Origin of the sequence: Clostridioides sp. ES-W-0016-02 (genome assembly GCF_020641035.1) — a bacterium.
Taxonomy (GTDB): Bacteria; Bacillota; Clostridia; order Peptostreptococcales; family Peptostreptococcaceae; genus Clostridioides.
In genome coordinates this window covers 1,726,873-1,751,909 of record NZ_CP061361.1, presented here as the reverse complement: position 1 = coordinate 1,751,909, position 25,037 = coordinate 1,726,873, and the positions used below count along the sequence as shown (strand labels likewise).

The following is a 25,037-nucleotide window of genomic DNA, read 5'->3' as shown; positions in this document are numbered from 1 at the left end:
ACATACCATGTATGTCAACATATATACAAAAAAGCTATCTAATTTAAAATAGTTTAGATAGCTTTTTAATACAAATACAAAGTTTTTGTATATTTAAATTATTTATTATTTTAATTACTTATCTTTGTGACCATGTTAATATAGGCTTTTTCACTGCTCTTGCATCATCAACTCTTTTAACTAAAGTATTATGTGGAGCAGTTTTTAGTAATTCTGGCTCTTCCTTAGCTTCTTTGGCGACATTCTTCATAGCTTCAATAAAACTATCTAATGTTTCTATACTCTCACTTTCTGTAGGCTCTATCATAAGTGCTTCATTTATAATAAGAGGGAAATACATTGTTGGAGGATGATATCCATAATCCAACAATCTCTTTGCTATATCAATAGTTTTTATATTTGCTTCTCCTCTTGGTAATCCACCTAATACAAACTCATGTTTACATAAAGTGTCTATTGGTAAAATATAATCATCTTTTATACTTTCTTTTATATAATTAGCATTTAGAACTGCCATTTCACTAGCTTCTTTAAGTCCATCTCTTCCCATTGTCAATATATATGTGTAAGCTCTTACAAGGACTCCAAAATTTCCATAGAAATTTTTAATTTTTCCAATAGACTTTGGTCTATCATAGTTTAATACATATTTATCTTCTTGTTTTTCGATTATTGGAATTGGTAAAAAAGACACTAACTCTTTTTTTGCTCCAACAGGTCCAGCCCCTGGACCACCGCCACCATGAGGAGTTGAAAATGTCTTATGAAGATTAAGATGGACTACATCAAATCCCATATCTCCTGGTCTTGTTATTCCCATAATAGCATTCATGTTTGCACCATCATAATACAAAAGACCACCTGCTTCATGTACAAGGTCAGCTATTTCTTTTATATTTTTTTCAAATAGCCCAAGAGTACTCGGATTAGTAAGCATAAGGGCTGCTACTTCACCATTTAAAACTTCTTTTAATGCATCTATATCTACAGCACCATTTTTATCAGACGTTATTTGAATTACATCAAAATTCGCCATAGCTGCACTTGCTGGATTTGTTCCATGTGCAGAATCTGGAATTATTACTTTAGTTCTTTTATAGTCTCCTCTATTTTCATGATACGCTTTTATAAGCATAAGACCTGTAAATTCACCATGTGAACCTGCTGAAGGTTGAAGTGTCACTTCATCCATACCTGTAATTTCTGCAAGTTTATTTGATAAATCATACATAAGAGCAAGAGACCCTTGTGCTGTATCTGAAGATTGATATGGATGCATTCCAGTAAAGTTTGGAAGTGCTGCCATATCTTCATTAATTTTAGGGTTATATTTCATTGTACAAGAACCTAAAGGATAAAACCCAGTATCAACACCAAAATTCTTATTTGACAATAAAGTATAATGTCTAACTAATTCTAATTCACCAACTTCTGGTAAGTTTAATTCATTTTGTCTAGCCATAGTTGGGTCAATCATATCTTCTATTTTTATATCATCTATATCTAATTCTGGAAGTGAGTATGCTTTTCTACCTTTTTTAGATATATCTATCAACAAACTATTATATTCTTTCATTATAACCCCTCCATTATTCCAACTAACTTATCTATTTCATTTTTACTTCTTTTTTCAGTTACACAAAGTAAAGTTGAATTTTTTAATTCTGGATAATTGTGTTCTAAATTATAACCACCTAATATATTTTCTTCTAAAAGTTTATCGTTTATAGTGTCTATATTATAATTTCCTTGTACTGCAAATTCTTTAAAAAATCTGCCTTTAAATATAGGTCTGTATTTTCCTGTTTGCACAAGTTTATTATAAGCATAGTGTGCTTTTTTCATTGATTGCATACCAACTTCTTTAAATCCTTCTTTACCCATAGTAGCCATGTATATTGATGCTACAAGAGCATTTAGAGCTTGATTTGAACATATATTAGAAGTTGCTTTTTCTCTTCTTACATGTTGCTCTCTAGTTTGTAAAGTTAATACATATGCAATTTTCCCTTCTGTATCTAAACTTTGCCCAACTATTCTTCCAGGCATTTTTCTTGTATATTTAGATTTACTAGCCAAAAATCCTACATAAGGACCTCCAAAATTAAGAGGATTTCCTAGTGATTGAGCTTCTCCAACAACAATATCTGCTCCTATTTCACCTGGTGTTTTTAAAACACCTAATGATATTGGGTCAACACTCATAATTAACATGGCTTTATTTTCATGAGTTATTTTTTCTATTTCTTCCATCTCTTCAATAATCCCAAAGAAGTTAGGAGTTTGTATAAGGACACATGCTGTATCTTTATCTACAGAAGTTCTTAATTTTTCTATATCTGTAGTTCCATATTCATTACAAAAATCAATTTCTACTATTTCACAATCTTTATATTGTAAATAAGTTTTTAGTACTGATAAAGTTTCTGGATGTGTAGTTTTTGATACTACTATTTTACTTTTTCTAGTTTGATTCATTGCCATTATACATGCTTCTATTGCAGCAGTCGCTCCATCATACATTGATGCATTTGCAATTTCCATACCAGTAATTTCTGCAATCATAGATTGGAACTCAAACACTACTTGCAAAGTTCCTTGACTTATTTCTGCTTGATATGGAGTATATGCTGTATAAAATTCGGACCTTGAAGTTATATGCTTTATAATTGATGGTATATAATGGTCGTATGCACCAGCTCCAAGAAAACAAGTTAAATCTTCTAGACTTAAATTTTCCTCTGACAATCTTTTTACTATTTTACTAACTTCCAATTCAGATTTTCCACTATCTAGATTTAAATCTCTTTTTAATTTTAGTTCATCTGGTATATCTGAAAATAATTCATCAACTGAGTTTAATCCAACTACTTTTAACATTTTTTCCTTATCTTCATTTGTGGCAGGTATATATGAAAATTTATTTTCTTTATTTACTACAACATTATCTTTTTTATATTGTTTTTTATAAAAAGGCTTCTTAACTGTTATAGCAGGAACAACTTTTTTTCTAATTGCTATACCTATTTCATTTCCTGCTTTTGCATATTCAGCATCTATAATTCCCATTCCTAAGATTTTTCCTGTTGTTGGAGATGCACACCCAGTAGTTACAAAACCAACTGTTTTATTTCCAACTTTTATATCATATCCATTTCTAGGCATCCCTTTACCTTGCATTTCAAATCCTACTAATTTTCTTTTAATCCCATTTTCTTTTTCTTCTGCTAAGATTGATTTGCCAATAAATGATTCCTTATTTACTTTTACAAAAACAGATAATCCTCCTTCAAGTGGAGATATGTGTTCATTTATCTCATGTCCATATAGAGGTAGAGCTGCTTCAAATCTTAAAGTATCTCTACAACCTAGACCAGCTGGACATATATCTTCTCCTCCAACTTTCAGGACTTCATCCCAAATTGCTTTTATATGTTCATTTTTGCAATATATTTCAAAACCATCTTCTCCAGTATATCCTGTTCTTGAAACTAAACAAGAGTATCCAGATACTTTTATTTTTGGCATTGACTTATAAAATTTTATTGATTCTAAATTTATGTCCGTGATTTTTTGAAGAATTTTTTCTGCTTTAGGTCCTTGAACTGCTAATTGACAAACTTCATTAGATATATTTTTTATATTTACTTTATACCCTTCACTTTGCTTCATTATCCATGCAACATCTTTGTCTATATTTCCTGCATTTATTACTAACAAATAATCTTCTTCCCCAAACTTATATATTAATAAATCATCAACTACTCCACCATTTTCATAGCACATAGGTGTATATATGATGTCATTGACTTTTAATACACTTATATCATTCGTAACTAGATTTTGTATAAATTTTTCTGATTCTACTCCTTTTACTTCTATCTCTCCCATGTGAGATACATCAAATATACCTGCACTTTTTCTAACCATTTCATGCTCTTTGTTTATTCCTTCATATTCTAAAGGCATTTCCCAACCAGCAAATTCAACAAGCTTTGCACCAAGCTCTTTGTGTGTATTATACAAAGGTACTCTTTTTAATTCATTCATATATAACCCTCCCTATAAAACTAAACTTATTCTATTTAAGCAACTTCGCCATTATGTCCTGTATTTTCCCATAAAAAAAAATATATAAGCATAGGAAATAATCCTAGCCTATATATCCCTGTTTGTATACCTGAAAGATTTAATAATTTAATATTATTCTGCTTCTTCGGTGACTTATAGTATTTAACTTAAGTCTCTCCAGAGTCCCATCAATTAGCGATATCTTTGCCTGAAAGCTTCTCTAAGAATTGGCATTTCTTAAATTTCTTCTTCGGCGCCTTTTTGTATAAAGGTCTCTCTCGCTAATCTCACTTGGAAATATTTATTTTCAATTTTATTTTATGAATATTTAAATCAAATGTCAACACATTATATTTATTTTTTTTTATGTATTAATTTTTTTGTTAAGTTTTTATTATCAATTATTTCTCTTTTATATTATTCACTCTTCTGCAAACATATTATATATTAATGCAAAATAACATTTTCACTTAATTTATTATTAAAATAACACACAAAGAACCAAATGTAAATTTGTATCGAGATTTACTATAACATGTTAAAAGTATATTCATACACTTGATGAAATCGTTTACAATTTTAAACTTGTGAAAAATAAGATTTTTAAAATAGAATATTTTTAATAGAATTACAACTATTGAATGGTTATGTGATTTGAATATTTCTTAAAATTTTAATCATTTTATACTTTTAAAATACATTGCTATAAAATTTTATACCTTTATTTACATACATTTTAAATGTTGTATATGTAATTTTATTTTTGTATAACAAAAAGAACTTATTGAGCTTTTTTACAAGTTTTCTAAAAATAACAATATAGCAAATTCCTATCATTAGGTATCCCTATTAATTTAATATAGTTATTTATCAAAAAATAAAAACGGGATAGCCCACTCCGAAAGCCAGCAACCCCAGTTTTTTTTCAGCACAACTAAGTACTGTAAAGTGCGGATGAAGGGAGTCGAACCCCCACGCCAATGGCGCTAGATCCTAAGTCTAGTGCGTCTGCCAATTCCGCCACATCCGCTTATATTACTCTTTTATTTTACTATATTTCGCTATTATTTTCAATAACTTTTTTAAATTATCTAAAAATAAACAAAATAATGATAATAAAAGGTAAAATTCATTTACAGCCTTATTCTGCAAGTTCTATTTCTGCTTCATCTACTCTCTTACCTATAATTTGAAGACCTACAAATACAGCTGCTATAGCAACTGGCAATACTATATATATTGGCAATCCAAATCCAGCTGGTATATATCCAAATACAATAGTAATTACTGCTGTAAATATAGCATATGGCATTTGAGTATTAACATGGTCTATATGATTACATCCAGCTCCCATTGAAGAAAGTATTGTTGTATCTGAAATTGGAGAACAATGGTCTCCAAATATTGCACCTGTTAAAACTGCACTTGTGCTTACTATTACATAAGACATGTCAGGATTTAGTGAATATGCAAGTGGTATCGCAAGTGGCATAAGTATACCCATTGTTCCATAAGCAGTTCCAGTAGCAAAAGATATTATTGCTCCTAATCCAAATATTAAACTTGGTAGTAAGAATGGAGGCAGTGAACCTGATAATAAATGTATCAAGAATTTAGCTGTACCTAACTCTTTTATTACTGAACTTAATGACCAAGCAAGTATTAATATTACACCAGTGATTACTAAACTTTTCATACCATCTATCCAAACATCAATTGCTTCTGATACTGTAAAAATCTTCTTAACTACAGCCATTATAATAGCAACTAAACTTGCAACTAATGCAGATTGGAATAATGCTCTAGATGCATCAGATGCACTAAACGCTTCTTTGATTGCTTCAAAAGAATATGGCGAATTTGTAAATAATTGTATTAAAGTCTTATCTTCTCCTCCCATTATAGATGTATATCCACTATAATAGAATGATGCTAGTGCAACTACTATTAATGTACCTATTGGAATTATAGCATTCCATACACTTAATTTCACTCCATCTTTTGGAGCTAAATCATCCAACTCTTCAACACCTTCATCAAGGTCTGTACCAATTTTTCTACTTCTAGATTTTATTTCAGCTTTTCTCATTGGTCCAAATTCTTTTAATAATAACGCTGAAATTACAATAAATGCTAATATTAATATGTTATAAAATCTAAATGGTATTGTATTTAAAAATATGCCAAATGCATCAACATCTACACTTATACTTTCAAAAGCATCATGTATCAAACCAACTTCAAGACCTATCCATGTAGATATTATAGCAAGCCCAGCAACTGGTGCTGCTGTAGCATCTATTATAAATGCTAATTTTTCTCTTGATATTTTCATTTTATCTGCAACTGGTCTCATCATAGGTCCTACAATTAATGAATTAGCATAATCATCAAAGAAAACTAAAAGACCTAAAAACCAAGTTATAATCTGTGTACCTTTAGCTGATTTTGCTCTCTTTGCAAGTGCTTCAGCTATAGCCTTAGCACCACCCATCTTGGCAACAAGATTTATTACTCCCCCAATTGCTAAGACTTGTAGTATTATCCCTGCATTCCAGGGGTCTGACAGAGATACTAAAGCTCTATCTACTAAGTCTAAAAACGCTTGTATAAATGCAGCAAATACATTAACTCCACTGACTTGAATTATAAAACTTCCAGAAAGAATTCCTAGCAATAAAGAAATTATTACATTTTTAGTTATAAATGCAAGTATTATAGCAACTAATGGTGGTATTAAAGTTAAAATTCCAAATTTTTCTGCGTTAGCCAGTGCAATTGTATCTATATCTTCCTCTGCAAATACCATTACAGTTGACATTATAAACATAATTGTCGTCAGAAAAATAATGTTAAATTTTTTATTTCTCATATAAATCTCCCTCTCTTTTTAATTTTGTGAATTATATAGGGTATTATGGGTTATGATAAAATAAAAAAGCCTTGAGTGGTAAACACTCAAGGCTTAAACATTACAATACATTGATAATACTAAAAACAAATATAATATAATTCCTTAAATGATAGCTCACCACAAATAAACCTGTGACAGTTGTACATATATTTTATGTACCCCCAGCAATATAATCTTAAAGCATCGATTATAAAACTTCGGCAATATCCCCTTTCCCAATAATTCTTTGTGCTTAACTCCTTATTGGTACTGATAGATTATTGCGCCTCTACCCTTTTATTCACTTTTATTAAATATATTTTGAGTATATATTATTTATTTAAAATTTGCAAGGAAGTTTTAAAAATTTTACTTTAAAGGATTTTTTATATTATTGTCGAATTATAAAAATAATTGTACTAAAATCAGCTAAAAAAATTTTATCAATTATATGGAGGAATTACTTTAATGTTATTAATTTACAATGAAAAAACAAACCCTTATTTTAATTTAGCAATGGAAGAATATCTACTTAAAAACTTTGACGAAGATTTATTTATTTTATGGAGAAATGAACCTTCTATAATCGTTGGAAAAAATCAAAATACACTTTCTGAAATAAACTTAGAATATATAAAAGAACATTCAATACCAGTTGTTAGAAGACAATCTGGTGGAGGAGCTGTATTTCATGATTTAGGAAATATAAACTTTACATTTATAGCTTGTAATAATAATAGCTTTAGTGATTTCAGAAGATTCACTCAACCAATAATAGACTTGCTTAAAACCTTAGATGTCAATGCTGAGTTTTCTGGAAGAAATGACCTTCTTATAGAAGGTAAAAAATTCTCTGGAAATGCTCAACATAACTATAAAAATAAAGTGATGCATCATGGGACACTTTTATTTTCATCTGAAATAAATGACCTTTCAAATGCACTAAAAGTAAAACCCATAAAGTTTGAAGGTAAAGGCATAAAATCTGTAAAGTCTCGTGTAACCAATATAAGCGAACATTTACAGTCTGATATGGATATACTTGAGTTTAAAGATGCTATAATGAATTATCTTTCTTCAACAAATACTGGTAATACAAATTACTCTCTAAGTAAATATGACATAGAAGAAATAGAAAAACTTACTAAATCAAAATATGAAACTTGGGATTGGAATTTTGGTAATTCACCAAAATACTCTCTTTCAAATGAATTAAAATATGCTGGTGGAAATGTAGAATTTAATTTAAATGTTGATAAAGGTATAATAACTAGTATAAAGTTTTTTGGAGATTTCTTTGGGAAGTGTGATGTATCTTTTGTAGAAGATAAACTTATTGGTACAAAGCATGAGGAGAATTCATTGAGAGCTATTTTAGATGATATTGAAATAAATGACTATTTCTTGGGTGCTGATACTAATATTTTAGTTTCTGGAATTTTGGGTGTTAAATAGAAATAACAAAAACTTTAAAATATTTATAAAATTATGTTTACAGATACAAAAAATCATGCTAATATGTATAACATAATTAAAAATTAATACTTCTTATCCAGAGTGGTGAAGGGACTGGCCCTGTGAAACCCAGCAACCAGTATATTTTTTAATATACATTGGTGCTAAATCCTGCAGTATTGTACTGAAAGATGAGTTTAAATTAGCTTTTAAAGCCTGAGTTTACACTCAGGCTTATTTTATTTTCACGATGTGATAAAAAGAGGGTATTTTATTTTTAACTAATCAATTATATTCAGGAGGGAATTTTTATGAAATTCAAAAAATTATTAAGCTTGTTATTATGTCTAGTATTTACTTTATCTGTAGTTGGATGTTCAAAATCTAAAGACGATAAAAAAATTGTTGTTGGTGCTACTTTAGTTCCAGGTGGAGAGTTGTTAGAGGAACTAAAACCACTGATTGAAGAAAAAGGTTATACTTTAGAAGTTAAGAACTTTGACGATTACATACTTCCAAATGAAGCTTTAAATAATGGCGAAATTGATGCAAATCTATTTCAACATGAACCTTATCTAAAAGAAGCTGTTAAAGCTAAAGGTTATAAAATAATGGCAGGAACTAAACTATATGTATGCCCAGCGATACTTTACTCTTACAAAATAAAATCTGTTGATGAATTTAAAAAGGGAGATACAATTGCAATAAGCAACAATCCATCTTCTTGTTCTAAAGACCTTAGATATCTTGAAAGTATAGGACTTTTAACTTTACCTAAAGAAAATAATTTAGTTAGTCCTAAAGATATAATTGAAAATCCAAAGGGCATACAATTCAAAGAATTAGATATTGCTCAAATACCATCTTCTCTTCCAGATGTAACTGCTGCATTTATAGACACTACTTACGCAGTACCTGCTGGTCTTGATGCTAAGAAAAATGGAATCTACACAGCACCGGTAAATGATGAATATGCTAATCTTTTAGCATTTAGAAGTGAAGATAAAGATAGTGAAAAAATTAAAGTTCTACAAGAAGTTCTTACATCAGATAAAGCAAGAAACTTAATTGAAGAAAAATACAAAGGAATTGTAATTCCTGTTTTTTAGTAGAATTAGTATAATTTTAATATTATTATTGTAATCTTGTTGAATATTGACTTGTTAAGTGCTACCATTTAAGTAAATCTATGTTTGTGGAGGAAGATTACTATGGCTATAGAATTGAAAAAAGGACAAAAAATAAATCTTACAAAAAAAGAAAATACCGATTTAGGTGAGATTTTAGTTAATCTAAATTGGAATCAAAAAGTACAAAAAAAGGGCTTTTTTGGAGCTCTAAGAAATAGTAATATAGATTTAGATTTAGGTTGCTTGTTTGAAATGAAAAATGGTGTAAAAGGTGCTGTTCAAGCGTTAGGCAATTCCTTTGGCAATTTAGAACATCCTCCTTTTGCTCAACTAGATGGAGATGACCGAACAGGAAGCAATACACAAGGCGAAAATATAAGAATCAATGGTAACAAGATAAAAGAAATAAAAAGAATATTGATTTATGCTTTTATTTATGAAGGTGTGGCTAATTGGTCAGAAGCTGACGGAGTTGTAACTATTAAACAAAAACAAGATTCTGATTTAGTGGTTAAGCTTGATGAGCATAAAAATGGCTATAATATGTGTTCAATAGCATTAATAGAAAATGTAAATGATGAAACATTTAGTGTTGAAAAAGTAGTTAAATACTTTAAAGGACATAGAGAAATGGATAATGAATTTAACTGGGGCTTAAAATGGGTTGCAGGGAAAAAATAACAATGTTTAAGAGACTATAAGTAAATCTACTTATAGTCTTTATTTATGTATTCACTATCAACACTATCAATAAGTTCATCTTCTCTAAAACATAACTTTATATTATTTACACCTCACATAAAACCTTATAAGAATTTATAGTTTTCATGTAATTATTTAAATAAAATTGTATATTATGTATTGATGTTATTCTCAATATTTGTATCACTGTACATTTTAAATATTTAACAAAATTAATAAAGCACTTATATTATAAGCACTTTATTAGATTAGTATATATTAAAATATACTTTAACTATTATAAACTATAAACAGTTTCTTCATCTAATATTTTTTCAAAGTCTAATATTGGCATTGGTTTATAAAAGACAAACCCTTGAACCAAATCACACCCAATCTCTTTAAGAAACTCAACCTGTTCTTTATATTCAATACCTTCAGCAACAGTTATAATATTTAACTCTTTTATCATATGTATAATATTTTTTATTACTATCTTCTCTTTTTCTTTATTTAAACTTTCTTTAAAAAACATTGAGTCAAGCTTTAAAACATCAAATGGTAAATCCTTCAAAACACTTAGAGACGAGTATCCTTTTCCAAAATCATCCAAAGAACAAGTAAAGCCACTTTCATGTAGGTCATGTACAATTTCTAAAAGATGCTCTTGATTTTCAAAAGCAACACTTTCTGTAAATTCAATTTCTATAGTATTTTTAGGTATATTATATTTATTTTGTATACGCGAATAAGTTTCTACAAACTTAGCATTATAAAATTGAATCTTAGAAACATTAACTGAGATGGGAACAACTTGTTCATTTTCATCTAATCTCTTTCTAATCCATCTGCATACCTCTTCAAATACATATTGGTCTACTAAGCTAATAAAAAATTCCTTTTCTAATATTGGAATAAATATCGCTGGAGATATCACACATTTGTCTGGTGTCATCCAACGTACTAAAGCTTCTGCACAATCTATTTTTTGATTATGTAAATTAACTTTAGGTTGAAAATAAACAACAAATTCTCTTCTATCGAGTGCTTCATGTATTCTACTCTTAATGGTATTTTCTTCAATCATTTTTTTGCGAATATTTTCATTATAGAAAGCATACTTAGTACCAGGTTTATTCTTGACAGTCTTTTGTGCAAAATTTGCACGATTTATCAAGTCATCTATATTTAATTTTTCATTCACATCTTCAATACAACAAATTCCACTGACAATAGTAATACTATATTTATTTTTAATTTCATCTGTAATGTTAATCAACTTATCATCTACAATTTGTTGTCTTCTTAGTAAAGCTTCCTTATCTACATAACATCTTAATGCAACAAATCTATCTGCAATCTCTCTTGCAAATGTTTCATATTTTCCAATATCATCCATCATGAAATTAGAATAGCGTTTTAATATCATGTCCCCATAATCGTATCCAAATATATCATTGATATACTTAAAATTTTCAAAATCGATATAAAATATAGCAAATTTCTTGTCTTTATGTTTATAAATATACTGTTCTGCATCCAACTTAAACTTGTCTATAGTATTTGCTCCTGTAAGTTCATCTTTATATGCAATATTTTTTAAATCTACATTTAATTTTTCAAGTCTAATTAATCTTCTATTGTACTGCATAATCAATATAATCCATGCTACTATACCTACAATTGATATTATAATTATTAAAGTCATTAAGTAATCGCTTTTTTCTTTCGAATAATGTTCTATCTCAAATACTGTGTCATTTGCAATCTTAAAAAATTCTTCACTTGTTTGTAGTAACTGACTACTATCTTCTTCCATCCTTACTTTTTTAATTTCAATATTTAAATTTTCCCATTTTCTTTCTAATAAAGATAAATACTCGTTATATTTTTTACAATCAGTGACTACTAGACCATATTTTCCATGTCCTGTATTTAATTCATGTAAAATTTCATCGATATATTCTACTAGTTCATCATTTGGTTGAAAATTCATTTCTAATTTAGTTAGACGTTGACTCGCTCCACGAACAATACCAACATAATTAATCAACTTTCCATAATCTCCAATGTTGTGAATTAATTGAACAGAAATGTAACTTATAGAAATTAATAAAACAAATAAAACTAAGATAGTTATCTTTAAAAATCTCTTCATAAAATACCTCTATCCCCTATGTTTTCACGTTTATCAGATATTCTACAATTATGCTAACTAGGTTTTTATATGTTATAAATAATTAATATGATTTCTTCAATAAATTTTCTAAACATTTTTAATAACCAACTTAGTAAAATATTGTATAATCATTTTCTCAAATAACGTGTATTAAACCTTAATAAAACTCTCTTATTACTTAAAATATAGAAGATTTTATTCTACATAGTTTATTTTTGACATTGCATATTTTTGTAAATCATCATTTTTTCAAATTTTCCAATAGGTCTAGGTTTAGTTTCTGTTAACAAACTTTAGAACCTATATAAATACTATAATCATAATAGCTATTGCAAGTTTAATGTTTGTTTATTTTTATTCAAAATCTGCAATCTAAAATCTATCGTGACCTTTTTCCTTTTTTTCATTGTTATTAATCTAGGTTGTTCATTCTCCTTTGTAGGTGGTATTGAAAATATCAATGTGTTTTTTATAATCATACTTAATAAAATAATCACTCATAAGTCCATACACTTGTAAATGTTTTTCAAGTTTTGTTGTGCAAAGTATTTTTTATGTAAACTAGTTGAGAAATAAGGGTCTGTTTAATCAATTTCTACATTCTTTCTTTAGTGCATATGCTGGAGGTTTTATACGGATAAAATCAATAATTAGTAACAAAAATAGAAAAACGTTTTTTTAGAAGATTTTATTTTAATATTTAAACCACTCCTGAGAGATTATATAATAAATATATATCCATTGAATTATTAATATAATAACATAACCTTGTTCATGTATGTATTAGATTAATTGTATCAAAATAACTAATAAACCGCAAGTTCTAGCTAGTTTTCTTAAACCTTAAACATAGAATGATAAAATAAGATTCATCAAATAAGTTGTATAATAATAGGAAGTGTAAATACTTTGAAACACGAATATGGCTTGTATTATTTAATTTATGAATACTATGTATAGAGTATATTATTTGGACATTATAAAAAAGGGCAAACTCTACCATCTATTGAAACAATTTGCAAGCAATTTAGAGTTGCACCACAAACAGCTCGTACTGCTCTATCAAAAATACAAGATGCTGGCTATATTTCAATTAGAGTTAAACTAACTTCTATTATCATCTCTGAACAAGATGAAGAAATTCAAAAAAGTATTCAATTAATTACTTTTCAGCAATAAAGGAAACTGTTATAGATTTATACAAGTCTACAAAACTCGTCCACAGAAGTATTTAAATCAAAAAAAATCAGCCACTTTAAGGTGGCTGATTACATAATCATTATATAAAACACATTTGCCATAAAAAATAGACTTACTTATTAACTGCTTTTGAAGCATCATCTATCATCTTATTTAAAGATGTAAGACCACCATCATTTACATACCATGTTGGTGCATCTAAGTATATTATATTATCATTTTTATAAGCATCCATAGACTTTATTACGTCATTGTTTAGAACAGATTTAGCTGTTAAACCAGCTTTCACATCACTACCAGTAGCTATACCTCTATCTATAACAAACATAATATCTGGATTTTGTTTAGCTACATATTCAAAAGTAATATTTTGACCATGACTTGATTCCTTTATATTTTTATCTTTATTCTTAAATCCAAAACTATTATATAATATGCTAAATCTAGACTCTTCACCAAATACACTTAAATTCCCCTCATTTACCATAAGAGTTAAAGCATTTAAGTCTTTTTCTGTTACTTTTTTATTTAAAACTTCTATTTTCTTTTCAATTTTAACAAATTCTTGATTAGCCTTCTCTTCTACTCCAAATATTTTAGCTATTTTATTTATATTATTTTTGACAGATTCTAAATACTTCTTATCATCTTTACTTGTACTTATTGTTGGTGCAATCTTAGATAATTGCTCATAAAAATCTTCTTGTCTTCCATTTATTATGATTAAATCTGGATTTGTTGATTTTATACTTTCTAAATCTGGTTCTTTTAATCCACCTAAATCTGCATATTTTTCATCTTTATACTTTTCTAAAGATACTGGTAAGCTTGATTTTGGAAGTCCTACTAAACTCTCACTTACACCTAGTGCATCCATTGTATCTAGTGCTGAATAATCAAATACTACTACTTTTTTAGGCTTCAACTTTACATCTGTTTCTCCTAAGCTATGAGTTATTTTTATAGTAGCATTTGAAGCATCTAATGTTTTCTTATCACTTTTTTTACTCCCACCTAATGCAAATACTGCTACTAATCCTACTATAGCCACGGTTGCTATTATTGCTGCTTTTTTATTCATCTTAATGTCTCCCTCATTTTTTATTAATACTTGTCTTAGTTTAAATTTTGATTAGAAAATTCATAGATTTTTATCTATAGTGTTTTAAAAATAAACACATATTCTATTTCCATTTATATGCTTAATGTCAAAGTTCATTTCGTAAATATCTCCTAAAACTTTTTCATTAACTATTTCATCTGTACGACCTACCTTTTCAATTTTTCCATTTTTAAGTGCAACTATATTATCTGAATAGCATGAAGCAAAATTTATATCATGCATGACCAACACTATAGTCTTACCTAACTCATCACAAAGACTTCTAAGTACCTTCATCATTTGTACTGAATGATTCATATCCAAATTGTTAAGTGGTTCATCAAGTAATATGTACTCCGTATTTTGGGCTATTACCATTGCTATATAAGCTCTTTGTCTTTGACCTCCACTTAATTCATCCAAATATTTGTCTTGTATATCAGTTAATTTCATATACTCTATTGCTTCATTAATATATTTTTCATCCTCTTGAGTTAAATTTCCTTCACTGTATGGAAATCTTCCAAAGCCAACTAATTCTCTTATTGTGAGTTTTAAAGTTATATTATTAGATTGTTTAAGTATAGCTATTTTTTTTGCAAGTTCTTTATTGTTGTAAGAACTCAAGCTTTTTCCTTCTATCAATACTTCTCCACTATCACCTCCTATAAGTCTTGTTACTATTGATAACACAGTGCTTTTACCAGCCCCATTTGGACCTATAAAAGATGTTATTTTTCCTTTTTCTATATTAAAAGAAACATTATCTACAACATTTTTATTTTTATATTTTTTAAATATATTTTTTATTTCTATCATCTATTTGCCCCCTTTAATAATAATTGGATAAAGTAAATTCCTCCTATAAAATTTATTACTACACTTAATGTTGTATCAAATTTGAATATATGTTGTATAAAAAATTGACCTATTATTAACGTAATCATTCCTAGCAATATAGAACCTAAAATTAAATAGGTATGTTTATATGTTTTAAAAACTTCTCTAGCTATGTTGGCTAGTAAAAGACCTAAAAATGTCATAGGTCCAATAAGTGCTGTTGATACTGAAACTAAAATTGCTATTAGGATTATCATTTTTTTTACTACTTTATCAAAATCTACACCTAAATTAATTGCTTGCTCTCTACCTAATGATAGTACATCTAAATATTTTATATCATCATATATAAAAGGTATTGTTGCAATAACTATTATAAATGCAATTAACAATACATTTGTATTTATATTATTTAGACTAGCCATTATGCTAGTTTGTAGTGCTAGAAATTCATTAGGGTCTATCATTACTTGAATAAATGTTGTTGCACTTTTAAATAGAGTTCCAAATACCATTCCTACTAGGATTAAAAAGAAAATATTATTTTCTTTTCTTTCAAACAATGCTCTATACAATAACATTGAAGCTACAATCATTATAGTAACATTAATGATAAAATTATAATTTTCATTTGTAATGAGATTACTGGTTGCTCCAAATATAAATACTATTATAGTTTGAATCATTACATATAAGGAATCTAACCCTAGCACACTTGGTGTTAATATCTGATTGTTAGTAATTGTTTGAAATACTACTGTAGTAAATGCTATACATCCTCCTCCAAGTATCATTGCAAGTATTTTTGGTATTCTTTGTGATAATGCATAATCTAGATTATTCATATCTATTCCATAGGTTAAAAAAAGTACCATTGATATCAAGAGTAATGCAGTCACTAAGTAAATTTTTTTATTAAGACTAAGCTTCATTTATATTCCTCCTTAGTATTAAGTAAAGGAATAGTATACTTCCTATAACACCAACTGTAAGCCCTATAGATATTTCATATGGATAAATGATAAGCCTTCCAAAAATATCACATATAAGTACAAATAGTGCCCCAAATAATCCCGTATGCCATATACTATCTCTTATATTGTCACCCATATACAAAGATACAATATTAGGAACTATTAGACCTATAAAAGGTATATTACCAGCAGTAACAACTACACATACTGTAACAAGAGCTACTATTATTAAACCTACATTAACGACTTTTTTATAACTTAGACCTAGGTTAGTTGCAAAATCCATCCCCATCCCAACAACAGTAAATCTATTTGCATAAATATATGCTACTATTATGAGAGGTATTGTTATGTATAATATTTCATAATTTCCTTTAAGTATCATAGAAAAGTCACCTTGCATCCAAGAACTTACATTTTGACTCAAATCATATTTATATGAAATAAAATCAGTCATAGAACCTATTATATTTCCAAACATTATACCTACTAATGGCACGAATATTATACTTTTAAACTGTAACTTCCTTATTATTTTCATGAACATAAATGTTCCTATAAGAGAAAATATAAATGCTATTATGGTCTTCGTGAAAATCGATGCACTTGGTATTAAAAGCATACAAATTACTATACCAAATTGAGCCGCATCTATTGTTGCTCCTGTAGTAGGCGATACAAATTTATTTTTACTTATCTGTTGCATTATAAGGCCTGCTATACTCATTCCTATACCTGCAATTAATATACTTATTAATCTTGGTATTCTACTCATGACAAATATCATAAGTTTATGCTGATTTTTTGCAAATATATGCATTATGTTTATATCTTCTGCTCCTATAAATAAGGAAAAATAAGATAAAATTATTATTCCTATAATTAAATATCTCTTTTTCATTCTCCCTCCTTAATTTTTTTACTAAAAATGATAATTATTATCATTTCTTTTTACATTTTATCAATAATAATTATCATTGTCAATATGTATATATATTTGTTTTTTTATATAAAAAATGTTACTAGAATTAAAAATTCTAGTAACATTTAAATTTAATCTAACCCATATCTCATATATAAATCTATATATATGAATGCTTCTTATTAAATATAGTATTTTCTACACCTAATTTAATTACTATCTTACTTTAGTATCTCTTTAAACACTCTATAAAAGTTTCCACTAGATATTAGATTTATATCACTTTTTTTATATCCTCTTTTTTCAAGCTCTACTATTATATTCTTAGCTTCATATGTACTTTTAAGCCCATCTACACTTGGATTTTTGGAATTTTCTTCAGTAAAAGAACCTATAGTCTCTTCTCCTAGATAATCGCTAAAATCAAAACCAAAAGATACATGCTCTATACCTATAAGATTCACCATATAATCTATATGGTCAACTAAATGTATTAAATCTTGCTTCTTAGGATTAATATTGGTAAATGCTCTAAAGCTATTTATTCCCACTAATCCACCTGTTTTTGAAATTTCTTTTAATTGATTATCTGTAAGATTTCTTTTTACATCACATAGATTCTTAACATTAGAATGAGATGCTATAACTGGTTTACTTACAACTGACATCAAATCCCAAAATGATTTTTCATTTAGATGTGATACATCTATTAGCATACCTAATTGTTCTAACTTATCTACTGCTTTTTTTCCTATTGCAGTTAAGCCTCTGTTTTCATCTCCTAAACACCCTGTAGCAAGTTCATTCTGCTCATTCCAAGTTAATGATGCATGTCTAGCTCCAACTTCTTTATAATAATATTCGATTAAGTCTAAATTTTTTCCAACATGGCTTAAACCTTCAAGACCAATTAAAATATTTATTTTATTCTCATTTAGACCTTTATTTATATCAGAATATTTTTTTACTATGTTTACAATATCCTTCATATCTTCAATTTCTTCTTTTACACATTCTATTATCTGCTTAACTCTCTTTTCAGGCTTTTTATCATATGGTGGGTCTATCCATATTACAAAAATAGCCCCTTCAATGTTTGCTTTTTTAAAATTTTCAAGATGGATTCTTCTAAATACATCTTTCTCTCCATTAATTCTTCTTATCGTTACATCTGACCAAGTATCTGAATGTCCATCAAAAATCATGACAACCTCCAATTAAATAAAATCTTTTTCAAACGTTTGTTTTTCACTCTTTACAAAACTTATATTAAAATATTTCCTACCAAAAGACCAAAATAATTACCAACTATATAACCAAATGTTCCAACTATAAGTATTGGCCCTACTAACTTAGACCACCCTTTTGATATTGCCATAGCTGCTGCTGTTGTAGGTCCACCAATATTTGCATTAGATGCAAGAATAGCTTCTTCCAAGCTAAACTTAAATATTTTGGCAACTGTAAATGTAACTAGCATGTTTATAAGTACCATTATTCCACAATATAAAAGTAATAATGGTGATTTTTGAATTATTAATGGGATTGAAGCAGGAACACCTACTACAACAAAGAAAATGTAGATTAAAAATGTGCCCAGCTCTTGCGCTCCTTTTATATCACTAAAGAAATTAGGCATAAAGGTAGCAAACATCATAGTTAAAGTAGTTATTATTAGATATTGATTGCCAAATAAAGTATTTAACATTGCTAAAAATGGATTTGATGTTGGTATTATAGCTTTAAACCAACCTGACAATTCTACTGATACTGCAACTATTATAAAAGCACTACCAATGGCTATTGCTATATCTTTTAAAGATATTTCTTTTCTTCCCCAATAATTTGCTGCTATTGTTTCGCCTTCATTTACACCTATGCTTTCCATCTCATCTACATGTGGATGTTTAAAATGTTTTCTAAAAAATCCAATAGATGGGATAGCTATTAAAACAAAGAAATATAATGCCATCAAAAGATTATCTGCTACAACAGTTGCTGATACCAATTCTCCAGGTGCATCAAATGCTCCTGACATAGCTGCAAAGTTTACATTTCCACCTATATAAGAACCTGTCATCATAGCTGCAACAATATTTAAATCTGGTACTGCATTTTTTAATGCCAAGAATCCAATCATAGCTCCAAGTACAGTTCCTATAGAACCTACAAGAAATATTACAAGTAATCTTCCACTCTCTTTCCATATCTTTTTGATATTACATTGATATAACAACAAAGCTATGGCTAAAGGGACAACATAACCCCAGACTTGGTCATATACAACAGACTCTACTGGTATAATATTTAGATTTGATAATAACATTGCTCCTACAAGAGCTATTATTGCTCCTGATATTTTTGATGCCCAACTATACTTTTGCTCTAAATAAATACTAAATGCTGCCCATCCAGTTACAATTGCCCACAATACCCAAATATTATCAGGACTTACAAAACTCTTCATCTCAACCGCCTCCATTTCATTAAATTAAAATATCAGTATTAATATTCAATATATTGAATATTAATACTATTATAATTCATCTTTTCAGAAAATTCAATATAACGATGTAAATACATGCATTATATAACTTTTATTTTATTTTATTAATTTTGAAAACTATATATGTTATAATCATGTTTGAGGGGGTTTTTATCTAATGGACATAGATGTTGGAAGCAAAATTAGAGCTCTTAGAAAATCTAAAAATATAAGTATAGCTACCTTAGCAAAAGAGTCTGGTTTAAGTACAGGTTTAATAAGTCAAATTGAACGTAATATGGTTGTTCCATCAATTATAGCAATGTGGAAAATATCAAAAACGCTTGATGTAAACATAGGTTATTTTTTTGATGATATTGGGAAGGATAATTCTAATATAGTAGTAAAGAAAAACAATCGAAAGAAAATAGTAACTAACGATTCTACAAAATTTTACGAGCTTCTTGTTCCTAATTTAATTGGAAAAAAAATAGAATTTATACTTGTTACATTAAATGGACATACAAAAAAAAGTAATGAATTTGTTACACATGAAGGAGAGGAATGCGGATACATAATAAAAGGAAAAATGAAAATAACACTTGGTAATAAAGAGTATATATTAGAGGAGGGTGACAGTTTTTATTTTAACAGCACTATACCACATATATATGAAAACTGTGATGATGATGAATGTATTTCCGTCTGGGCAATGACTCCACCTTCATTTTAATATATGCAGCTCTTGTTTAAATATAAATTAATAAAAATCTGAAATAAATTAGTATGATAAATTTTATCCTAATTTATTTCAGACTTTTCTAGTTTATTGGTTATATATTGAGTAGACAACTTTCATCTAAAATTTCAGATAATATTTCCTCAGTTCCACTCATTCCATCAAATTTACTTGATATAAATGTGTTTTTTATTTCATTTTTATTTATATCACCATGCTTCAATACATAAGCTTTATTTGAAATATCGAGCATCCCATAATCCATAATAGAATCCCCAATTGCATAAAAACTTTCTATTCCTAATTCTTTGGTTAAATATTCTATGGCATTTTCTTTTGAGATTTCTTTTGGTATAAAATAAATTTTTCTACCACTCACATACAATCTCCAATTTTTTGATTCTAATATATTTATATACTCCCTAATTGAATCTAAATTAAATTTTTTAAAATCTACAACTATATAAAAAAATGTATCCTCTGCAACTTTAAAATTAGTTATTCCTTCTACATTCAAATAAATTTTAAATTTATCTACCATGCTTTCAATAGGCTCATAGTCAGATTTTAATTTGTCTATCTTTTCACTCCATGATTTCAATATTTCATTATCTTTAAGTATAACTCCTCCATTTGAAGTTATACTCCATGGAAAGTAAATACCATATTTATTAAATTCTATACGCTTAAACTGCTCTATTGTTCTAGTAGTAGTTGGTACAAACATACCATAGTACTGTATTTGTTTTATTAAATTTATAGTATTTAAAGATATATAAGAGATTTCTTTCTCTTTATAGATTTCTATATTGTTGTATCTCTTATTAGTATTTAAAAATTTATCAGAGTAAATAATACTCCTGTCTAAGTCTGAAAAAACAATCATTCAGCATTCTCCTGTCAAATATATTTTCTAAACATCTTTCATATTCTTTATTATGCCACAACACTTGTAAGCTTTTAAATCTATTTTCTCAACTTCAACATTTTTTTCTTTTGCCAAAATAAATATATGCTCTAAAGATTTATCATTTAAGTCTTTAACAAGTATCTTATATGGAACTCTCCTAAGTAAAACTCTTGTTGTTTCTCCTACCCCTGGCTTGATAAAGTTGATATCTTTTATATCGTACTTTTTCTTTATATTTAAAACATCAAAATAACCATCTTTAGTTATAATATCACTTTTCCATTTTTCAACTTCATCAGATATATTTTCAAATTGGTTTTTGAAACATGCTTCTATAGTTTCTATATAATTTATAGACTCATCTTTATCCTTTAAATGGCTATAAAACTTAGCACCATGAAAATCATCCTTACCAATCAAATCTTCTCTTAGCACAGTTCTACTCACTAATCCAGAAACAGTTGAGTTTAAACATGCACTTGGTATTAAAAAGTCTTCTCTAATTCCATAAAGTCCAGAATATCCAGCAGGGTCAGCTAATACAGCAAGTGTTGAATCAAAATTCTTTTTAAATTTAATTTTAAGCTCATCACATGCTTTTTCTAGCTCCCTTGATATTGTTCCCTTGCCAGTCCATCCATCTAAAAATTGTATGTTTGAATCTGGATGACTATTTATTATATATTCAACTGCATTCATATCTATTCCTTTATCTCTTATTATAGATATTGTATAGTGAGGTAAATTTAAACTATACTTATTTTTTAGATATCTTTTTGCCAAAATACCAATTGGTGTTCCTGCTCTAGCAAGTGAAACTAGTACAACATCATTTCCATTTTTTTTAATTATCTTTTCACACATAACACCTATAGAAAATGCAAGTTTATTCTTATTTTCTTCTAGTTTATCATGATATAATTTCAGATAATCTTCGCTAACCTCATACTCTATTGGTATCATTTCCGAATAATGTCTACCATTTTGTATTTTTAACTCTCTCTCTTTGTTTCCTTCTTCTTCAATTAAATTTGATATATCTTTTAATAAAAAGATAACATCATCTTTAGAATATGTGCTAAATTCTCTCATATGACTCAACTCCTATCTTAAAACTGTGATATATTTTATCGCAATAAAACATTTTAGCTACAACATACTATAGTCAATTTTTTTATACTTGTATTTTTAATTATATCAATAAATTCCAGATAAGAATTCTCACTTTTATCTAACTCAACAAATAAATAACACTCAGAAAAATTATGTCTGTCTATGTTGTAAATGTAATTTTGAACATCTAAATTATAAAAACTCTTTAATTTAAATTTACTTCTAATAGGATAATTATTTTTATCAATATTAATTATTGGACTTCTAGTTGTTGAATGATAGTATATATCACATTGATTTTCTTTTTCTTTTGCAAATAACATAGGTATATACATAAATTCTTCAGTGCCTAAAAATAGAACCTTTTCTGCTTTCTTTTTTAAAGATTCTTTACTTTCTATAACTATTTTTTTACTTTCTCTTTTTATAATTTCTTTTAATTTAATTTGTTCTCTTTTGTTAATTCCAAACCTACCTGTATATCTTATATATTTTTTATTTCCAATATAATCTTCTAAATCAACATTGATATGATTTACTATTAAATTTATTTTATCATCCTTCATAATACTCAATTTACTAATATTGCAATTATCATTGTAATTTGCAACAATATCTTCACTTATATCAAAATTAAAGTCTCCTTTAAATAAATACACAAATTCTATTTTACATCCAAGTTCTATTTCTAGACTACTAATTCTTCTTAAATTTTCATCACTTACCCAATTAAGTATAGAACATATAGTATATATTTTTTTAGGATAGATACTTTGAATCTTTCTGATTATATTCATACATGTATTAGCTGTAGTAATTTCATCATCTACCAAAATTACTTCATCGCCAAATTTAAAGTTGTCTAGCATTTCAAAATATAAATTTTGGTCTGTTGCATGAGAATGTTCTTCTAAAAAGTCTAAATTTTCTAGCTCATCAAATTGCTCTCTAGTGGTATGAATAAATTCATAATTTCCAGATAAGTAATCAAAAAAGCTATGCCCAACGGCTGTCCCAGTTTCTGCAAAAGCTATTACAGTTCCATTTGATGCCACCTTATTTTTTTTATTATAAATCGTAGCCATTAGTTTTCCTAAATTATCCATTTCACTTGGCTTACAAGCTAAATGTTTTCCAAGTTTTTTTGATATAAATAAAAAACGTCTTTTGCTGTTATTTCTTATTCCTATATCTAAAAAATCATTTAAATCTAAGTTCAATGGATTATCAACAATGTCAATCTCACAATTAAAATTTAAGCAATTCTTCATAGTCTACTCCTTTATTTAATACACCATATATTTTAGATAAAATCAATGTTTTTTTAGCCCATAAAAAATGAGGATTAGTTTCATTCATTCTCTCACCTAATATGCCTTTACTCACACCATATTTACTATTTGTACTATCAAGTATCTCCAAAGCATCAGTAAAATCTTCATATGATACTGCAGACAAAGCTTGTACAATTTGAATTTGCATTGGATGAATTACTGTCTTTCCAACTAATCCATGAAATTTATCCAATAGTATTTCTTCTATATACTTATTTCTTATCTCTTCATTTGTCATATCAAAAAATTCCGATACACCTCCACTTATTGGTATATCTATCTCTGGTCTTTGAAGATATGTAATTATATCTAATATAAAAGAAGAACAAATTAAATTATTATATATAGAAAAATTTTTATTTCTTCTTATACCATACATACCTAATATGTCAGTTAGACCTATTCTAATACTGAGTATTCTTGATTTATATCTTAAAATAGTATTATATAAACTACTGAAGCTTAATTCTTTGTTTTCTTTATATATGAATTCTCTTGTTTCTATTATTGGAATAACATACATATTTTGAAGACCTATAGAATTCAAAACTTCTATACAGTTTTCAATTAACTCAGAATTTGCTTTAGGAATCAATATTCCTGTTATTGTATTATTGTTTTTAATTATAATATCTTTAATTCTTAGCAATTGCTCTACATCTTTTATTCTCACAAAAATTAATGGTATACCATCTTTATTAGTTATATTTTCATTGCTAATATTTTTCAAAATCAATTTAAGATTTTCTATAGCCTCAGATTCTCCATTTGCCCCAACAGCATCTTCTAAACAAATAGCTAATGGTCTAACTCCCTTAACATCACCTATAATACTTTTATAAATCATGTTATATTGAGTCGCTGGAACGTATAAAAAAGCACCTAGTGCATATTTCAGTACATCTTTTTCAGTATTGGCATTAAAGTCTTCTGGCACTTTCAAAAAAATTTTCTCTAAATCCTCTTTGCAGATATAATCGAAATATTTCAATGTGTGGCCTCCTCATAT

19 protein-coding genes, 1 tRNA gene and 3 riboswitches are annotated in these 25,037 nt (G+C 27.7%); of the genes, 5 read left to right on the top strand and 15 right to left on the bottom strand.

The window, feature by feature from the left end; genetic code table 11:
- Positions 1–118 precede the first annotated feature (118 nt).
- The 4 genes from gcvPB to IC758_RS08395 form a co-directional block, all read right to left on the bottom strand.
- On the bottom strand, positions 119–1,576 hold the full coding sequence (gene gcvPB / locus IC758_RS08415; RefSeq protein ID WP_227482417.1) for an aminomethyl-transferring glycine dehydrogenase subunit GcvPB: 1,458 nt from the start codon (positions 1,574–1,576) through the stop codon (positions 119–121).
- Positions 1,576–4,050, bottom strand: a complete 2,475-nt coding sequence (gene gcvPA, locus IC758_RS21220) for an aminomethyl-transferring glycine dehydrogenase subunit GcvPA (RefSeq protein WP_255612882.1) — start codon at positions 4,048–4,050, stop codon at positions 1,576–1,578. The genes gcvPB and gcvPA overlap by 1 nt, the downstream gene beginning before the upstream one ends.
- A gap of 207 nt (positions 4,051–4,257) precedes the next feature.
- Positions 4,258–4,362: riboswitch (glycine riboswitch) on the bottom strand.
- Between the two features lie 658 nt (positions 4,363–5,020).
- Positions 5,021–5,101 (bottom strand) — tRNA-Leu (locus tag IC758_RS08400).
- A 111-nt stretch (positions 5,102–5,212) separates the two neighbouring features.
- Positions 5,213–6,943, bottom strand: a complete 1,731-nt coding sequence (locus IC758_RS08395) for a Na+/H+ antiporter NhaC family protein (protein ID WP_227823796.1) — start codon at positions 6,941–6,943, stop codon at positions 5,213–5,215.
- A gap of 144 nt (positions 6,944–7,087) precedes the next feature.
- Positions 7,088–7,264, bottom strand: a riboswitch (Lysine riboswitch).
- Positions 7,265–7,432: 168 nt separating this feature from the next.
- Between IC758_RS08395 and IC758_RS08390 the strand changes: the two genes are divergently transcribed.
- The 3 genes from IC758_RS08390 to IC758_RS08380 all read left to right on the top strand — a co-directional run bounded on the left by IC758_RS08390 (position 7,433) and on the right by IC758_RS08380 (position 10,230).
- Positions 7,433–8,419 (top strand): lipoate--protein ligase, encoded by a 987-nt coding sequence (locus IC758_RS08390; protein WP_227834544.1) that lies wholly within the window; start codon positions 7,433–7,435, stop codon positions 8,417–8,419.
- A gap of 90 nt (positions 8,420–8,509) precedes the next feature.
- Positions 8,510–8,617, top strand: a riboswitch (SAM riboswitch).
- Positions 8,618–8,730: 113 nt separating this feature from the next.
- A complete protein-coding gene (locus IC758_RS08385) occupies positions 8,731–9,528 on the top strand; it encodes a MetQ/NlpA family ABC transporter substrate-binding protein (protein ID WP_227433118.1) in 798 nt (265 codons plus the stop codon).
- A 102-nt stretch (positions 9,529–9,630) separates the two neighbouring features.
- The gene (locus IC758_RS08380; RefSeq protein WP_227433117.1) at positions 9,631–10,230 is read left to right on the top strand and encodes a TerD family protein; all 600 of its coding nucleotides are present in this window, start codon (positions 9,631–9,633) and stop codon (positions 10,228–10,230) included.
- A 298-nt stretch (positions 10,231–10,528) separates the two neighbouring features.
- Here the strand turns inward: IC758_RS08380 and IC758_RS08375 are convergent, their stop codons facing one another.
- The gene (locus tag IC758_RS08375; RefSeq protein ID WP_227834545.1) at positions 10,529–12,388 is read right to left on the bottom strand and encodes a putative bifunctional diguanylate cyclase/phosphodiesterase; all 1,860 of its coding nucleotides are present in this window, start codon (positions 12,386–12,388) and stop codon (positions 10,529–10,531) included.
- A 984-nt stretch (positions 12,389–13,372) separates the two neighbouring features.
- On the opposite strand from IC758_RS08375, the gene IC758_RS21215 reads away from it, so the two are divergent.
- Positions 13,373–13,588 (top strand): GntR family transcriptional regulator, encoded by a 216-nt coding sequence (locus IC758_RS21215; protein WP_227824258.1) that lies wholly within the window; start codon positions 13,373–13,375, stop codon positions 13,586–13,588.
- A 133-nt stretch (positions 13,589–13,721) separates the two neighbouring features.
- Here IC758_RS21215 and IC758_RS08365 read toward each other — a convergent pair whose 3' ends face one another.
- From IC758_RS08365 to IC758_RS08340, 6 genes are all read right to left on the bottom strand, one after another.
- A complete protein-coding gene (locus IC758_RS08365) occupies positions 13,722–14,690 on the bottom strand; it encodes a siderophore ABC transporter substrate-binding protein (RefSeq protein ID WP_227834546.1) in 969 nt (322 codons plus the stop codon).
- 84 nt (positions 14,691–14,774) lie between these two features.
- Positions 14,775–15,530 carry an ABC transporter ATP-binding protein gene (locus IC758_RS08360; protein WP_227433112.1) on the bottom strand — a complete coding sequence of 252 codons (756 nt, stop codon included), beginning with the start codon at positions 15,528–15,530 and terminating at the stop codon, positions 14,775–14,777.
- Positions 15,527–16,483: an iron chelate uptake ABC transporter family permease subunit gene (locus IC758_RS08355; protein WP_227482412.1), complete on the bottom strand. Its 957-nt coding sequence runs from the start codon at positions 16,481–16,483 to the stop codon at positions 15,527–15,529. The genes IC758_RS08360 and IC758_RS08355 overlap by 4 nt, the downstream gene beginning before the upstream one ends.
- Positions 16,473–17,426, bottom strand: coding sequence for an ABC transporter permease (locus IC758_RS08350; protein WP_227823793.1), 954 nt, complete (start codon positions 17,424–17,426; stop codon positions 16,473–16,475). Before IC758_RS08350 ends, IC758_RS08355 begins: the two co-directional genes overlap by 11 nt.
- Before the next feature lie 242 nt (positions 17,427–17,668).
- Positions 17,669–18,652 carry a dipeptidase gene (locus IC758_RS08345; RefSeq protein ID WP_227433108.1) on the bottom strand — a complete coding sequence of 328 codons (984 nt, stop codon included), beginning with the start codon at positions 18,650–18,652 and terminating at the stop codon, positions 17,669–17,671.
- Between the two features lie 59 nt (positions 18,653–18,711).
- The gene (locus IC758_RS08340) at positions 18,712–19,914 is read right to left on the bottom strand and encodes a DUF819 domain-containing protein (RefSeq protein WP_227834547.1); all 1,203 of its coding nucleotides are present in this window, start codon (positions 19,912–19,914) and stop codon (positions 18,712–18,714) included.
- A 196-nt stretch (positions 19,915–20,110) separates the two neighbouring features.
- Between IC758_RS08340 and IC758_RS08335 the strand changes: the two genes are divergently transcribed.
- Positions 20,111–20,665, top strand: coding sequence for a cupin domain-containing protein (locus tag IC758_RS08335; RefSeq protein WP_227433104.1), 555 nt, complete (start codon positions 20,111–20,113; stop codon positions 20,663–20,665).
- A gap of 100 nt (positions 20,666–20,765) precedes the next feature.
- On the opposite strand, the gene IC758_RS08330 is transcribed toward IC758_RS08335, so the two are convergent.
- Genes IC758_RS08330 through IC758_RS08315 form a run of 4 tightly spaced genes read right to left on the bottom strand, consistent with a single transcriptional unit; the run spans position 20,766 to position 25,019 of the window.
- A complete protein-coding gene (locus IC758_RS08330) occupies positions 20,766–21,557 on the bottom strand; it encodes an HAD family hydrolase (RefSeq protein ID WP_227834548.1) in 792 nt (263 codons plus the stop codon).
- A 27-nt stretch (positions 21,558–21,584) separates the two neighbouring features.
- A complete protein-coding gene (locus IC758_RS08325) occupies positions 21,585–22,673 on the bottom strand; it encodes a cysteine protease StiP family protein (RefSeq protein WP_227834549.1) in 1,089 nt (362 codons plus the stop codon).
- Between the two features lie 53 nt (positions 22,674–22,726).
- The gene (locus IC758_RS08320) at positions 22,727–23,965 is read right to left on the bottom strand and encodes a phosphoribosyltransferase family protein (RefSeq protein WP_227834550.1); all 1,239 of its coding nucleotides are present in this window, start codon (positions 23,963–23,965) and stop codon (positions 22,727–22,729) included.
- Positions 23,943–25,019: an HpcH/HpaI aldolase/citrate lyase family protein gene (locus IC758_RS08315; RefSeq protein ID WP_227836085.1), complete on the bottom strand. Its 1,077-nt coding sequence runs from the start codon at positions 25,017–25,019 to the stop codon at positions 23,943–23,945. Before IC758_RS08315 ends, IC758_RS08320 begins: the two co-directional genes overlap by 23 nt.
- Positions 25,020–25,037 lie beyond the last annotated feature (18 nt).

What these genes read in the sequence shown, in the direction of transcription:
- gcvPB (WP_227482417.1), bottom strand. Translation starts at nt 1,576, where the DNA reads ATGAAAGAATATAATAGTTTGTTGATAGATATATCTAAAAAAGGTAGA.
- gcvPA (WP_255612882.1), bottom strand. Translation starts at nt 4,050, where the DNA reads ATGAATGAATTAAAAAGAGTACCTTTGTATAATACACACAAAGAGCTT.
- IC758_RS08395 (WP_227823796.1), bottom strand. Translation starts at nt 6,943, where the DNA reads ATGAGAAATAAAAAATTTAACATTATTTTTCTGACGACAATTATGTTT.
- IC758_RS08390 (WP_227834544.1), top strand. Translation starts at nt 7,433, where the DNA reads ATGTTATTAATTTACAATGAAAAAACAAACCCTTATTTTAATTTAGCA.
- IC758_RS08385 (WP_227433118.1), top strand. Translation starts at nt 8,731, where the DNA reads ATGAAATTCAAAAAATTATTAAGCTTGTTATTATGTCTAGTATTTACT.
- IC758_RS08380 (WP_227433117.1), top strand. Translation starts at nt 9,631, where the DNA reads ATGGCTATAGAATTGAAAAAAGGACAAAAAATAAATCTTACAAAAAAA.
- IC758_RS08375 (WP_227834545.1), bottom strand. Translation starts at nt 12,388, where the DNA reads ATGAAGAGATTTTTAAAGATAACTATCTTAGTTTTATTTGTTTTATTA.
- IC758_RS08365 (WP_227834546.1), bottom strand. Translation starts at nt 14,690, where the DNA reads ATGAATAAAAAAGCAGCAATAATAGCAACCGTGGCTATAGTAGGATTA.
- IC758_RS08360 (WP_227433112.1), bottom strand. Translation starts at nt 15,530, where the DNA reads ATGATAGAAATAAAAAATATATTTAAAAAATATAAAAATAAAAATGTT.
- IC758_RS08355 (WP_227482412.1), bottom strand. Translation starts at nt 16,483, where the DNA reads ATGAAGCTTAGTCTTAATAAAAAAATTTACTTAGTGACTGCATTACTC.
- IC758_RS08350 (WP_227823793.1), bottom strand. Translation starts at nt 17,426, where the DNA reads ATGAAAAAGAGATATTTAATTATAGGAATAATAATTTTATCTTATTTT.
- IC758_RS08345 (WP_227433108.1), bottom strand. Translation starts at nt 18,652, where the DNA reads ATGATTTTTGATGGACATTCAGATACTTGGTCAGATGTAACGATAAGA.
- IC758_RS08340 (WP_227834547.1), bottom strand. Translation starts at nt 19,914, where the DNA reads ATGAAGAGTTTTGTAAGTCCTGATAATATTTGGGTATTGTGGGCAATT.
- IC758_RS08335 (WP_227433104.1), top strand. Translation starts at nt 20,111, where the DNA reads ATGGACATAGATGTTGGAAGCAAAATTAGAGCTCTTAGAAAATCTAAA.
- IC758_RS08330 (WP_227834548.1), bottom strand. Translation starts at nt 21,557, where the DNA reads ATGATTGTTTTTTCAGACTTAGACAGGAGTATTATTTACTCTGATAAA.
- IC758_RS08325 (WP_227834549.1), bottom strand. Translation starts at nt 22,673, where the DNA reads ATGAGAGAATTTAGCACATATTCTAAAGATGATGTTATCTTTTTATTA.
- IC758_RS08320 (WP_227834550.1), bottom strand. Translation starts at nt 23,965, where the DNA reads ATGAAGAATTGCTTAAATTTTAATTGTGAGATTGACATTGTTGATAAT.